Below are 12002 nucleotides of genomic sequence, written 5' to 3'. Positions count from 1 at the left end.
GCCGGTGCCGGCACGGGTGACCGCGGCACCCCCGGGGGCGCGGGGCGGTGCCGGTGTCCGGCTCCGCCCCGCGGGCGCGTCCGGCGCCCGCGCACCCTCGGCCGAAGGACCGGCCGGACCGACGGCCGGGTCGGCCGGTGGAGCCTCAGGTGTTCTGGGCCAGCCTCAGCAGGTGGTCCGCCAGGGCCTGGCCGCCGGTCGGCTCCCGGCTGATGAGCAGCAGCGTGTCGTCGCCGGCGATCGTGCCGAGGATGTCGTGCAGTTCCGCCTGGTCGATCGCCGAGGCGAGGAACTGGGCCGCGCCCGGCGGCGTGCGCAGGACCACGAGGTTCGCGGAGGCCTCGGCGGAGATCAGCAGTTCCTGCGACAGCCGCCGCATCCGCTCCTCCTTCGCCGACCCGCCCAGCGGGACCCGCGGCGTCCGGAATCCGCCCTCGCTGGGCACCGCGTAGATCAGGTCGCCGTCGTTGTTGCGGATCTTCACCGCGTTCAGCTCGTCCAGATCGCGGGAGAGCGTCGCCTGGGTGACGCTCAGCCCGTCGTCGGCGAGCAGTTTCGCCAGCTGGCTCTGGGAGCGCACGGGCTGCCGGTTGAGGATGTCGACGATCCGGCGGTGGCGGGCGGTGCGGGTCTGCGGGACGGCGGGCCCGTTGGCCGCCGTCTGCTCGTGGTCCTGCGCCTGGCTCATCGTCGTCTCATTCCCCGGATCGTCCGTCCCCGTGCACTGCCTGGAGGATGCCGGGCAACGCCGCGAGCAGCGCGTCCGCCTCGTCGTCGCCGAGGTTCAGCGGTGGCATCAGCCGTACGACGTCGGGGGCGGGCGCGTTGACCAGGAAACCGGCCTCCTGAGCCGCCTGGCGCACCTGGGGCGCGAGCGGCTCGGTGAGCACGATACCCAGGAGGAGACCCGCGCCCCGGACACAATCGATCAACGGGTGGCCGAGACCCTCGATTCCGTTGCGCAGCCGCTCGCTCTGCCGCTTGACGTTCTCCAGCAGGCCCTCGTTCTCGATGGTGTCGAGGACGGCGAGTCCGGCGGCGCAGGCGACGGGGTTGCCGCCGAACGTCGTGCCGTGCTGGCCGGGCCGCAGCAGTTCGGCGGCCCGGCCGAAGGCGACGGTGGCGCCGAGCGGCAGTCCGCCGCCGAGCTGCTTGGCGAGGGTGACCACGTCGGGCAGGACGCCTTCGTGGGCCTGGTACTCGAACCAGTGCCCGGTCCGGCCGATGCCGGTCTGCACCTCGTCGAGGACGAGGAGGGCGCCGGTGGCGGCGGTGATGGCGCGGGCGGCCTTGAGGTAGCCGGCGGGCGGGACGACGACGCCGAGTTCGCCCTGGATCGGCTCGAGGACGACGAGCGCGGTCTCCTCGGTGACGGCGGCGGCCAGCGCCTGCGCGTCGCCGAAGGGGACGTGGGTGACGTCGCCGGGCAGCGGCAGGAAGGGGTCGCGCTTGCCGGGCTGCCCGGTGAGCGCGAGGGCGCCCATCGTCCGGCCGTGGAAGGCGCCCTCGGTGGCCACGACGTGGGTGCGCCCGGTCAGCCGGCCGATCTTGAAGGCGGCCTCGTTGGCCTCGGCTCCGGAGTTGCAGAAGAAGACCCTGCCCTCCCGGCCGAAGTGCCGCAGGAGCCGTTCGGCGAGGGCCACGGTCGGTTCGGCCAGGAAGAAGTTGGAGATGTGGCCGAGGGAGCCGATCTGCCGGGTCACGGCCTCGACGACGGCCGGGTGGGCGTGGCCGAGGGCGTTGGTCGCGATGCCGCCGACGAAGTCGAGGTAGCTGTTGCCGTCGGCGTCCCAGAGCCGGGTGCCCTCGCCGCGGACCAGGGGCAGCAGCGGGGTGCCGTAGTTGTTCATGAGCGCGCCCTGCCAGCGCGCGGTCAGTTCCTCGTTGCCGCTGACGGCGTCACCCGTGGCGGCGTTGCTCACGACGGCGTCGCTCATGACGACTCCCCCTCTTTCTCGCCGGGCACGGCTTCCTCGTCGGCCACGACCATCGTGCCGATGCCCTCGTCGGTGAAGATCTCCAGCAGGATCGAGTGCTGGACGCGGCCGTCGATGACGCGGGCGGTGGTGACGCCGCCCCGGACGGCGTGCAGGCAGCCCTCCATCTTCGGCACCATGCCGGAGGACAACTCCGGGAGGAGTTTCTCCAGTTGGGAGGCGGTGAGGCGGCTGATCACCTCGTCGGAGTTCGGCCAGTCCTCGTAGAGGCCCTCGACGTCCGTGAGGACCATGAGGGTCTCGGCGCCCAGAGCAGCAGCGAGTGCCGCAGCCGCCGTATCAGCATTGACGTTGTAGACATGTCCGTCGTCCTCGGAGCGGGCGATGGAGGAGACGACCGGGATGCGGCCGTCGGCGAGCAGTGCCTCGATCGCGCCCGTGTCGATCGCGGTGATCTCGCCGACCCGCCCGATGTCGACCAGTTCCCCGTCGATCTCGGGCCGGTGCTTGACGGCGGTGATGGTGTGGGCGTCCTCACCGGTGAGCCCGACGGCGAGCGGGCCGTGCTGGTTGAGCAGCCCGACCAGTTCGCGCTGGACCTGCCCGGCCAGCACCATCCGTACGACGTCCATGGCGTCCTCGGTGGTGACGCGCAGGCCGGCCTTGAACTCGCTGACGATGCCGTGCTTGTCGAGGGCGGCGCTGATCTGCGGGCCGCCGCCGTGCACGACGACGGGCCGGATGCCGGCGTGGTGCAGGAACACCACGTCCTGGGCGAAGGCGGCCTTCAGGTCCTCGTCGATCATGGCGTTGCCGCCGAACTTGATGACGACCGTCTTGCCGTTGTGCCGGGTCAGCCAGGGCAGCGCTTCGATGAGGATCTGGGCCTTGGGCAGGGCGGTGTGCTTCCGCGTGGGTCCGTTGCTCATGACGAGTAGGCGCTGTTCTCGTGGACGTAGTCGGCGGTGAGGTCGTTGGTCCAGATGGTGGCGGTCTCGGTGCCGGCCGCGAGGTCGGCGACGATGTGGACCTCGCGGTAGCGCATGTCGACCTTGTCGCGGTCCTCGCCGACGGCGCCGTTCTTGCACACCCAGACGCCGTTGATGGCGACGTTGAGCCGGTCGGGCTCGAAGGCGGCCGCGGTGGTGCCGATCGCGGAGAGCACGCGGCCCCAGTTGGGGTCCTCGCCGTGGATGGCGCACTTGAGGAGGTTGTTGCGGGCGATGGAGCGGCCCACCTCGACGGCGTCGTCCTCGCTCGCGGCGCCCACGACCTCGACCTTGATGTCCTTGCCGGCGCCCTCGGCGTCGCGGATGAGCTGCTGCCCCAGGTCGTCGCAGACGGTGCGGACGGCCTCGGCGAACCCGGCGTACTCCGGGGTGACGCCGGCGGAGCCGGAGGCGAGCAGCAGCACGGTGTCGTTGGTCGACATGCAGCCGTCGGAGTCGACGCGGTCGAAGGTGACCCGGGTGGCGGCGCGCAGCGCCCGGTCCAGGGTCGCGCTGTCGACGTCGGCGTCGGTGGTGAGGACGACGAGCATGGTGGCCAGGCCGGGGGCGAGCATGCCCGCGCCCTTGGCCATGCCGCCGACGGTCCAGCCGTCCTTCGTCACGACGGACGTCTTGTGGACGGTGTCGGTGGTCTTGATGGCGATGGCGGCCTTCTCGCCGCCGTGCTCGCTGAGCGCCCCGGCGGCCTTCTCGACCCCGGGGAGCAGCTTGTCCATGGGGAGGAGGACGCCGATCAGTCCGGTGGAGGCGACGGCGACCTCGCCGGCGCCCAGGCCGAGGACCGCGGCGGCCTTCTCGGCGGTGGCGTGCGTGTCCTGGAAGCCCTTCGGTCCCGTGCAGGCGTTGGCGCCGCCGGAGTTGAGGACCACGGCGGACAGGGCGCCGCTCCTGAGGACCTGCTCGGACCACAGCACCGGCGCGGCCTTGACGCGGTTGGAGGTGAAGACGCCCGCGGCGGCGCGACGGGGCCCGGTGTTGACCACGAGGGCCAGGTCCGGGTTGCCGTTCTCCTTGATCCCGGCGGCGATGCCCGCCGCCGTGAACCCCTTGGCTGCCGTGACGCTCACGGTGCGACTCCGATCGTGGAAAGTCCCAGTGCCTCGGGGAACCCGAGGGCGATGTTCATGCTCTGGACGGCACCGCCGGCGGTGCCCTTGGTCAGGTTGTCGATGGCGCTGATCGCGATGATGCGGCCCGCCTCCTCGTCGAGGGCGACCTGCACCTGAACGGCGTTGGAACCCTGGACGGACGCCGTGGCGGGCCAGCGGCCCTCGGGCAGCAGGTGCACGAAGGGCTCGTCGGCGAAGGCCTTCTCGTAGGCCGCGCGCAGGGACTCGGCGGTGACGCCCTCCTTGGCGGCGGCGCTGCACGTGGCGAGGATGCCGCGGGACATCGGCGCGAGGGTCGGCGTGAAGGAGACGGAGATCCGCTCCCCCGCCGCCGCGCTGAGGTTCTGGATCATCTCGGGCGTGTGCCGGTGCCCGCCGCCGACGCCGTACGGGGACATCGACCCCATGACCTCGCTGCCGAGCAGGTGCGGCTTGGCCGCCTTGCCGGCGCCGGAGGTGCCGGAGGCGGCGACGATCACGGCCTGGGCCCCGGCCAGGCCGGCGGCGTACGCCGGGAACAGGGCGAGGGAGACGGCCGTGGGGTAGCAACCGGGCACCGCGATGCGCCTGGACCCCTCCAGCGCGACGCGGGCGCCCGGCAGTTCGGGGAGGCCGTAGGGCCAGGTGCCGGCGTGCGGGGAGCCGTAGAACCGCTCCCAGTCGGCCGGGTCCGCGAGCCGGAAGTCGGCGCCCATGTCGATCACCAGGACGTCCGGGCCGAGCTGTTCGGCGACGGCGGCGGACTGTCCGTGCGGGAGGGCGAGGAAGACGACCTCGTGCCCGGCGAGCACCTCGGGGGTGGTCTCCTGGAGCACGCGGTCGGCGAGGGGCAGCAGGTGCGGCTGGAGGGCTCCCAGCCGCTGCCCCGCGTTGGAGTTGCCGGTGAGGGCGCCGATCTCGATCTCGGGGTGCGCGAGGAGCAGGCGCAGCGCCTCGCCGCCCGCGTACCCGCTCGCTCCGGCCACCGCCGCACGTACCGCCATGTCCACCCTCCTCTTGGATGGCATGACTATACGTCGCTATGCACGTTTATACAATCCATTCTCCGGAGGGACCGGCTGCCCCGTGCCGCCGCCGGACGGCGGCGAGGACGCCGAGCAGCGCCACGGTCAGCAGGGACGCGCCGCCCAGGGCCGTGCCCAGCCGCAGGCCGGGCGGGTGGAAGGTGCAGGTGAGGCGGGTCGAGGAGCCGTCGAGGGGGACGGCGATCAGGCCGTGGTGGTCGCCGGCGGGCACGGCGGGGCCGTCGCCCGTGGCGCAGCGCCATCCGGCGATCCGGGGCGCGGCGACGACGGCGGTCCCCGTACTGCCCTCGGGGAGTTCCGCCCGGACCGTGCCGCCGGAGACGCTCACCTCGGTGGCGCCGGTGGCCGTGAGGCGCTCGACGGCGGCGTCCAGCCGGGCGGTGTCCAGGCAGCCGACGGCTCCGTCCGGGACGGTGCCCGGCCGGTCGGGGGACAGGTCGACGCGCAGGAGTCCGGACGCCGGGACGGTGCCCAGCCGCTGCATGGCGGCGATCTTGCTGACGGAGTCGGAGCGGAACCGGCCGGTCGGAGCGCCGGCGGGGGCGCCGGCGAGCCGCGCGGTGCCCGCGAAGCGCGGCGCCCACAGGTACACCTCGCTGCCCGCCGGGCACGCGGCCGTGATCGTCGGCCGGCCCGCGGCGGTCCGCGCGCCGGGGGCGTCGAGGCGTACGCCGGGCCGGTCGCCCCCGGTCCGGCGGGGCGCCGTCCCGCCGCCGGTCCGCACGGTGAGGCGGGGCACGGTGTAGACGCGGGTGCCCAGCAGGAGTTCCTGGTTGCGGTACGGCGAGGGCCCGAAGGCGGGGGCGCCGGCCGCGGCGGGCCGTACCGTCACCAGGGGCGGCACCTTCCGCCGGGACACGGTCACGCCGCTGCCGTCCTGCGGGAACCAGTTCTGGTGCGGGTCGGGCGGGGAGTGCACCCGGGCGCCGACGGAGAAGACGGCGTCGGTGACGGCGTTGTCCAGGCTCTGGAGGCTGCGGCCGCCCGAGGTCCAGCCGCCGCCGAGGGCGGTGAGCGTACGGAACAGCACGTCGGAGGTGTGGCTGCTGTAGTACTGGGCGCCCTGGCCGCCGACCATCAGGGGGTCGTTGCCCACGGTCTGCTCCCGGCCCGGGTCGGTGCGGTGGCGGGGCCAGCCGTCGGCCTCGGCGACCGCGTCCGCCTGCTGCTGCCGCCGCTGCCCCCAGGGCGCGTAGTCGTCCATGTGCCCGAGCCGCGTGCGGGTGGCCGCGGCGGCGGTGGCGGTGACCTCGCCGAGCTGCGTGCACAGGAGCAGCGCGACGGCGCACACGGCGGGCACGGTACGGCGCCCGGTGCCGGGCGCACGCCCGGCGCCCGCACGGCCGAGCAGCAGCAGGCCGCCCAGCGTGCCCGCCACGGCCGGGAGCAGCACGGCCCACGCCAGGGGCCGTACCAGGTCGCTGCGGCTCGCGACGGCGGCGACCAGCGCGAGCAGCCCGGCCGCCGCGGCCGACGCGCGCCGGTCGGGCGGGCCGTACGAGAGCGCGTGCCAGGCCGCGATCACCAGGAGCGCGCACACCACGAAGGTCTGCCGGTACCCGCTGCCCTGCGGGACGGCGAAGGCGTGCCAGAGCAGCTGGGTCGGGCCCCACTGCATCGACAGCGTCACCACGGTCACCAGCACGGTCCAGCCGGCGCGCACCCGTACGGGCGCCGACCGCGCGAAGGGCAGCGAGAGGGCGAGCAGCAGCGCGGGGGTGCCCACGAAGAGTGCGGGCGAGCCGAAGCCGTACGTCGTCGGCAGCAGGCGGGCCAGGAGGTCCTGGGCGGGCACCGGGGTGAACCCCGTGAACCTGCCCGGCGAGGCGTGGGCGCTGCCGAAGTACACGACCGCCACCAGGGGCGCCGCGAGGCCCGTGCCGAGGGCGGCGGTCAGCGCGGCCCGGCCCGCCGCGGCGAGGCCTTCGCGGCGCGGGAGTCCGCGGAGCCACAGCCGCAGGAGGAACACGAGGCCGGCGGCGAGGGTGGCCATGTAGGCGGTGTAGAAGTTGGCGGTCCAGGCCGCGGCCACGATCCCCACGCCGGGGAGGAGACGCCGTCCGGCCAGGGCCCACTCGCCGGCCAGGCACAGCAGCGGCAGGGCGATGAGGCCGTCGAGCCACATCAGGTTGTACGTGCCGCTCGACACGCTCCAGCCGCACAGGGCGTAGGACGCGCCGAGGAGTCCCGCCGCCCACCAGCGGCCGGGCCGCAGGTCACGGAGCAGCCGGGCCATCGCGGCGGCGGCGCAGGCGAGCTTCAGGACGGTGACGGCGTACACCGCGAGGTCGATCCGGTCGCGCGGGAACACCGCGACGAGCGGGGCGAACGGGCTGGTGACGTAGGTGGCGAGGTCGGGCAGGAAGCTCGCCCCGTAGCCGGACTGCCAGTTGAACAGCACGCCGCCGTCGGCCCGGCCGTGCAGCAGGTCCCACAGGTGCGCGTGGAACGGCAGGTACTGGTTGCCCAGGTCGTTGACGCTGCGGGTGCGCGGGCCGAAGGGAAAGCTGCGGGCGACGGCGTCGGAGGCGCAGAACGCCGTGACGGTCAGGAGGGCGGCGAGCAGGGACGGGGACCGCCCCGGCCGGGCCGGTGCCGGTAACCGCGGTACGGCGAGCATGCCGGCGAGCCTGGCACCCGCGCCCGCACCGGCGGGGAAACGGGAGATGTCAGGCAGCTTTCCAGAGGCCGGCCGCTGCCCGCGGGGCAGCGGCCGGCTCCTGGTGTCTCCCGCGGCTCCGTGCGCCTCCTTCCGCGCTCCGAACGGCAAGATAGGGAGGTGGACGGAGCGCGTCGACGGGTCGCGCGGTCACGGAGGGGACGGAGGTCGGCGCGCGATGGGCGAGTTCTGGCCGGTGCCGGACGTCCTGGCGTTCCTCGCCGGGCGCTGGCGGGCCGAGCGGTCGGTGCGGGACCTGGCGAGCGGCGAGGCGGGGCGCTTCGAGGGCACGACGGTTTTCGGCCCGTTGGACGGCGGCGGCCTGCTGCACGAGGAGTCGGGCACGTTCGTCTGGCGGGGCGTGCCGCGGCCCGCCGGGCGGACCCTGCGTTTCCTGCCCGGGCGGGCGCCGGGCACGGCCGACGTCACGTTCGCCGACGGGCGGCCCTTCCACGACCTCGACCTGACGAGCGGGCGTCACGTGAGCGGCCACCCGTGCGCCGCGGACCTCTACCGGGGCGAGTTCACCGTCCGGGACGCCGACCGCTGGCGGACGGTCTGGCGGGTGCGCGGCCCCGCGAAGGACCTGGTCCTCACCACCGACTACGTGCGCGAGGCCGCCGGCTGCGTGCGCGAGGCCGCCGATGGCTACGCGCGCGAGGCCTGAACCGCGCTCCCCTCGAAGCGCAGGTTCCACCGTCCGCCGCGCCCGGCGACGGTGGTCGTCGACAGCGAGCGCACGTCGAGGTTCCAGTACGTCGACGGCGGCGCCCTGAGCACGTGGACCAGGGCGGCCCGGATCACGCTCGGCTCGGCGACGGCCACGATCCGGCAGCCGTCCTCCACGGACCGGGTGTCGAGCCAGCCGCCCACCCGGGAGATGAACGCCGGCAGCGACTCGCCGCCGTGCGGAGTGGCCCGCGGGTCGGCCAGCCAGGCGTCCACCGCCTCCGGCTCCCGGGCCATCGCCTCCCCCAGCGTGAGGCCGCGCCAGCGCCCCATGTCGCAGTCCCGCAGGGCGAGCTGCGCGAGCGGGGCGTACCCGAGCGCGTCACCGGTGGCACGGCTGCGCGGGGTCGGCGAGCAGTAGCGCAGCTCGGCCGCCGCCGGCGGCAGGAGAGCGCCGGCCGCCCGCTGCACCTCGTCCCAGCCCGCCTGGTCCAGCGGGCGGTCGTCCTCGAAACGCTCGGCGAGCGGCGCGGAACCGCGCGCCGCGGCGACGAACGTGACCCGGAGTGCCATGCGGTGATGGTGGGACGCCCGAGGGGCCGGGTCAAGAGCCGCCGTGTGAAGGCTTCTCGAAGATCAGCGCCATCCAGTGGTCGGGCCGCTCCAGCGCCTCGAAGCCGATCTTCGCGTAGACGCCGTGCGCGTCGTGGGTGGCGAGCAGGAGGCGGCGCAGACCGTGCGGGCGCAGGTGGTCGCGGACGGCCGCGACCAGCGAGGTCCCGATGCCCTTCCCCCGCACCGCCGGGTCCACGTACACGTCGCACAGCCAGGCGAAGGTCGCCAGGTCGGTCACCACGCGCGCGTAGGCGACCTGCTGTCCGGACACCGTCTCGTACACGCCGAAGTTCAGCGACCCGGCGACGGCCCGCTCCTGCTTCTCGCGCTCCCGGCCGAGCGCCCAGTAGGCGTCGGTCGACAGCCAGCGGTGCACCCGTCCGACGTCGATCCGGTCGGTGTCGGCGGAGATCTCGTAGCCCTCGGCGAGGGGCGGCGTGGTGCGGGAGGTCATGGGGGTGACCCTCACAGACGGGATGCCCGGTGTCGAACCGTTTCCGCGAGCACCTCGTCGCGGGCCGACCGCAGCCGCCGCACCCCTTCCGCGATCTCCCCGGCCCCGGCGGCGGCCGCGAAGCTCAGGCGGATGTGCGGGGCCGGGGGTTCGGCGCTGAAGTAGGGGCGGCCGGGGGTCACGGCGACGCCCGCGCGCAGGGCCGCCGCCGTGAACGCCGGCTCCCGCGTGCCGTCGGGCAGGCGCAGCCAGAGGTGGTAGCCGCCGGACGGGACGTGCGGGAGGGCGAGTTCGGGCAGGTCCAGGGCGAGGGCGGTGGTAAGAGTGTCGCGCCGGCTGCGCAACTCGGCCGCGACCGCCCGCAGGTGGCGCGGCCAGGCGGGCGAGCCGACGAGTTCGAGCGCCGCCTCCTGGAGGGGGCGGGGCACGAAGAAGGTGTCGACGACCTGGATGGCGCGCAGGCGCTCCAGGACCGGACCGCGGGCGGCCAGGGCGCTGACCCGGAAGCTCGGCGAGGTCGCCTTGGTGAGCGAACCGACGTGGACGACGACGCCGTCGGGGTCGTCGGCGGCGAGCGGGCGCGGCAGCGGCCCGGCGTCCTCGTGCGCGAGCCGCCGCACGAAGTCGTCCTCCACGACGAAGGCGCCGGCCTCGCGGGCGATGCGCAGCACCTCACCGCGGCGGGCCGGGGCCAGGACGGCGCCGGTCGGGTTCTGGAACAGCGGCTGGCAGACGAAGACGCGGGCGCCGGTCGCGCGGAAGGCGTCGGCGAGCAGTTCGGGCCTGACGCCGTCGGGGTCCACGGGCACCGGCACCGGGCGCAGTCCCGCCGAGCGGGCGATCGCCAGCATGCCCGGATAGGTCGGCGACTCGACGAGCACCGGGGCGCCGGGCGGGGCCAGCGCCCGCAGGGCGGTGGTGAGCGCGGTCTGGCCGCCGGCGCTGACGAGCACCTCGGCGGCGGTGACCGCGCCGCCGATGGCGCGCGCGAACCACTCGCGCAGCTCCGGCAGCCCCTCCAGGGGCGGCCGCCCCCAGGCGCCGGGACGTCGCGCGGCCCGCGCCAGGGCCGCCGACATGGCGCGCTCCGGTTGCAGGGAGGAGTGCAGGTAGCCGCCGCTGAACTCGACGACGCCGGGCGGTGGGGCCGCTAGGGAGACGGTCACGCCGGAGGCGTCCACCGAGCGGGGCACGAGGTCGGCGCCCTCCGCGCTCAGCGCGACCTCCTGCCAGGAGGTGTCGCCGGCCGGTGCGGGCGCGGGGCGCAGCCCGGCCCGGAAGGCACCGGCGCCCGGCCGGGTGACCACCAGCCCCTCGGCGGCCAGTTGCGCGAGGGCCCGCGACACCGTCACGGGGCTCACCCGGAACCGCTCGACGAGGGCACGACTCGACGGGAGCTTTCCACCGGGAGAGTAGCGGTCGAGCTCCCTTCGGAGTCGATCCGCCAGTTCACCGACACTGCTACGCTCATGCATGAAGACACAGAGTAGCGCTACTGCCCCTCCCGCGATAGCGGTGGCCGCCCCGCGGGCGCACGGCCCCGGTACCCTTCAGGCCGCTCTCGGCGTCGGCGCCTTCTCGCTCACCTTCCCCGCCACCGCCTGGGGCCTGGAGGGTTTCGGCCCCTGGTCGCTGGTCGCCGTGCGCAGCGTGCTGGCCGCGCTCGTCGCGGGCGGCTGCCTCCTCGCCCTGCGGGTGCCGCTGCCCGCCCGCCGGGACCGGGCGGGTCTCGCCGTCGTGGCCGCCGGGGTCGTCGTGGGCTTCCCGCTGCTCAGCACCCTGGCCCTGCGGACCTCGTCCACCGCGCACGCGGCCGTGGTGGTGGGTCTGCTGCCCCTGACGACCGCGCTGCTGTCCGCCCTGCGCGTCGGCTCCCGGCCCTCCCGGACCTTCTGGACGGCGGCGCTGGTGGGTGCCGGCGCGGTGGTGGCCTTCACCGTGCGGCAGAGCGGCGGCGCCCTCACCACCGCCGACCTGTACCTGTTCGGGGCGCTGCTGGTGTGCGCGGCCGGCTACACCGAGGGCGGCCGGCTGGCGCGGGTGATGCCGGGCTGGCAGGTCATCGGCTGGGCGCTGGTGCTCTGCCTGCCGCTCGCCGTGCCCGCCGCCGCCCTCGCCCTCGCCCTCGAACCGGTCCGGCTGACCGCGCACGGCGTGACCGGGCTGCTGTGGGTGGCGGTGGGCTCGCAGTTCCTCGGCCTCGTCGTCTGGTACCGGGGCATGGCCGCCATCGGCATCCCCAGGGCCAGCCAGTTGCAGTTGGCCCAGCCCCTGCTCACACTGGTGTGGTCGGTGCTGCTGCTGGGCGAGCACCTCACGCCCGCCGCTCCGCTGACGGCCGCGGCCGTCCTGGTCTGCATCGTCGTCACCCAGCGGGCGCGCGGTCAGGTCTCCGACGGAAGGCTCCGAGGGCGCCGCGCGCCGGTTCGGCCGGTGGGCGCGCCACAGACGGGAAAAGGACTCCGGGACGGCTCCGCGTACGGATCCCGGGACGACTCCAGGACACGAACCGCTGCTCCCGCAC

10 protein-coding genes and 1 pseudogene are annotated in these 12002 nt (G+C 74.9%); 2 read left to right on the top strand and 9 right to left on the bottom strand.

Going from position 1 to position 12002, the window contains the following annotated elements; all coding sequences use genetic code 11:
* Positions 1-145: 145 nt before the first annotated feature.
* The 6 genes from ACF09K_RS26240 to ACF09K_RS26215 are packed head-to-tail and all read right to left on the bottom strand — an operon-like array spanning position 146 to position 7701.
* Positions 146-688: an arginine repressor gene (locus tag ACF09K_RS26240; RefSeq protein ID WP_392247276.1), complete on the bottom strand. Its 543-nt coding sequence runs from the start codon at positions 686-688 to the stop codon at positions 146-148.
* Positions 689-695: 7 nt separating this feature from the next.
* Positions 696-1937, bottom strand: a complete 1242-nt coding sequence (locus ACF09K_RS26235) for an acetylornithine transaminase (protein ID WP_392247274.1) — start codon at positions 1935-1937, stop codon at positions 696-698.
* Positions 1934-2866: an acetylglutamate kinase gene (gene argB, locus ACF09K_RS26230; protein WP_392247272.1), complete on the bottom strand. Its 933-nt coding sequence runs from the start codon at positions 2864-2866 to the stop codon at positions 1934-1936. Before argB ends, ACF09K_RS26235 begins: the two co-directional genes overlap by 4 nt.
* Positions 2863-4014, bottom strand: coding sequence for a bifunctional glutamate N-acetyltransferase/amino-acid acetyltransferase ArgJ (gene argJ, locus ACF09K_RS26225; protein ID WP_392247270.1), 1152 nt, complete (start codon positions 4012-4014; stop codon positions 2863-2865). The genes argB and argJ overlap by 4 nt, the downstream gene beginning before the upstream one ends.
* Positions 4011-5039 carry an N-acetyl-gamma-glutamyl-phosphate reductase gene (gene argC, locus ACF09K_RS26220; RefSeq protein WP_392247268.1) on the bottom strand — a complete coding sequence of 343 codons (1029 nt, stop codon included), beginning with the start codon at positions 5037-5039 and terminating at the stop codon, positions 4011-4013. Before argC ends, argJ begins: the two co-directional genes overlap by 4 nt.
* A 46-nt stretch (positions 5040-5085) precedes the next feature.
* A complete protein-coding gene (locus tag ACF09K_RS26215) occupies positions 5086-7701 on the bottom strand; it encodes a YfhO family protein (protein ID WP_392247266.1) in 2616 nt (871 codons plus the stop codon).
* A 217-nt stretch (positions 7702-7918) separates the two neighbouring features.
* Here ACF09K_RS26215 and ACF09K_RS26210 point away from each other — a divergent pair, with 217 nt between their 5' ends.
* The gene (locus ACF09K_RS26210; protein ID WP_392247264.1) at positions 7919-8407 is read left to right on the top strand and encodes a DUF6314 family protein; all 489 of its coding nucleotides are present in this window, start codon (positions 7919-7921) and stop codon (positions 8405-8407) included.
* Here ACF09K_RS26210 and ACF09K_RS26205 read toward each other — a convergent pair.
* From ACF09K_RS26205 to ACF09K_RS26195, 3 genes are read right to left on the bottom strand one after another with little or no spacing between them, the layout of a single operon-like run.
* Positions 8389-8982, bottom strand: coding sequence for a histidine phosphatase family protein (locus ACF09K_RS26205; protein WP_392247262.1), 594 nt, complete (start codon positions 8980-8982; stop codon positions 8389-8391). The genes ACF09K_RS26210 and ACF09K_RS26205 overlap by 19 nt on opposite strands.
* A gap of 31 nt (positions 8983-9013) precedes the next feature.
* Positions 9014-9478 carry a GNAT family N-acetyltransferase gene (locus tag ACF09K_RS26200; protein WP_392247260.1) on the bottom strand — a complete coding sequence of 155 codons (465 nt, stop codon included), beginning with the start codon at positions 9476-9478 and terminating at the stop codon, positions 9014-9016.
* 11 nt (positions 9479-9489) lie between these two features.
* On the bottom strand, positions 9490-10953 hold the full coding sequence (locus ACF09K_RS26195) for a PLP-dependent aminotransferase family protein (protein ID WP_392247258.1): 1464 nt from the start codon (positions 10951-10953) through the stop codon (positions 9490-9492).
* On the opposite strand from ACF09K_RS26195, the pseudogene ACF09K_RS26190 reads away from it, so the two are divergent.
* Positions 10952-11863: pseudogene (locus ACF09K_RS26190) on the top strand (DMT family transporter); the annotation flags it as partial. The gene ACF09K_RS26195 and the pseudogene ACF09K_RS26190 overlap by 2 nt on opposite strands.
* Between the last annotated feature and the right edge of the window lie 139 nt (positions 11864-12002).

It is taken from the genome of Streptomyces sp. NPDC014882 (assembly GCF_043081325.1).
Lineage (GTDB): Bacteria > Actinomycetota > Actinomycetes > Streptomycetales > Streptomycetaceae > Streptomyces.
Note: the sequence above shows the minus strand (reverse complement) of the source record. Positions and strands in the feature narration are given on the sequence as shown.

Excerpts from the sequence above, each read along its gene's own strand:
- ACF09K_RS26195 (WP_392247258.1), bottom strand. The coding sequence starts at position 10,953 with ATGCATGAGCGTAGCAGTGTCGGTGAACTGGCGGATCGACTCCGAAGG.
- ACF09K_RS26205 (WP_392247262.1), bottom strand. The coding sequence starts at position 8,982 with ATGGCACTCCGGGTCACGTTCGTCGCCGCGGCGCGCGGTTCCGCGCCG.
- argC (WP_392247268.1), bottom strand. The coding sequence starts at position 5,039 with ATGGCGGTACGTGCGGCGGTGGCCGGAGCGAGCGGGTACGCGGGCGGC.
- ACF09K_RS26215 (WP_392247266.1), bottom strand. The coding sequence starts at position 7,701 with ATGCTCGCCGTACCGCGGTTACCGGCACCGGCCCGGCCGGGGCGGTCC.
- ACF09K_RS26240 (WP_392247276.1), bottom strand. The coding sequence starts at position 688 with ATGAGCCAGGCGCAGGACCACGAGCAGACGGCGGCCAACGGGCCCGCC.
- ACF09K_RS26210 (WP_392247264.1), top strand. The coding sequence starts at position 7,919 with ATGGGCGAGTTCTGGCCGGTGCCGGACGTCCTGGCGTTCCTCGCCGGG.
- ACF09K_RS26235 (WP_392247274.1), bottom strand. The coding sequence starts at position 1,937 with ATGAGCGACGCCGTCGTGAGCAACGCCGCCACGGGTGACGCCGTCAGC.
- argB (WP_392247272.1), bottom strand. The coding sequence starts at position 2,866 with ATGAGCAACGGACCCACGCGGAAGCACACCGCCCTGCCCAAGGCCCAG.
- ACF09K_RS26200 (WP_392247260.1), bottom strand. The coding sequence starts at position 9,478 with ATGACCTCCCGCACCACGCCGCCCCTCGCCGAGGGCTACGAGATCTCC.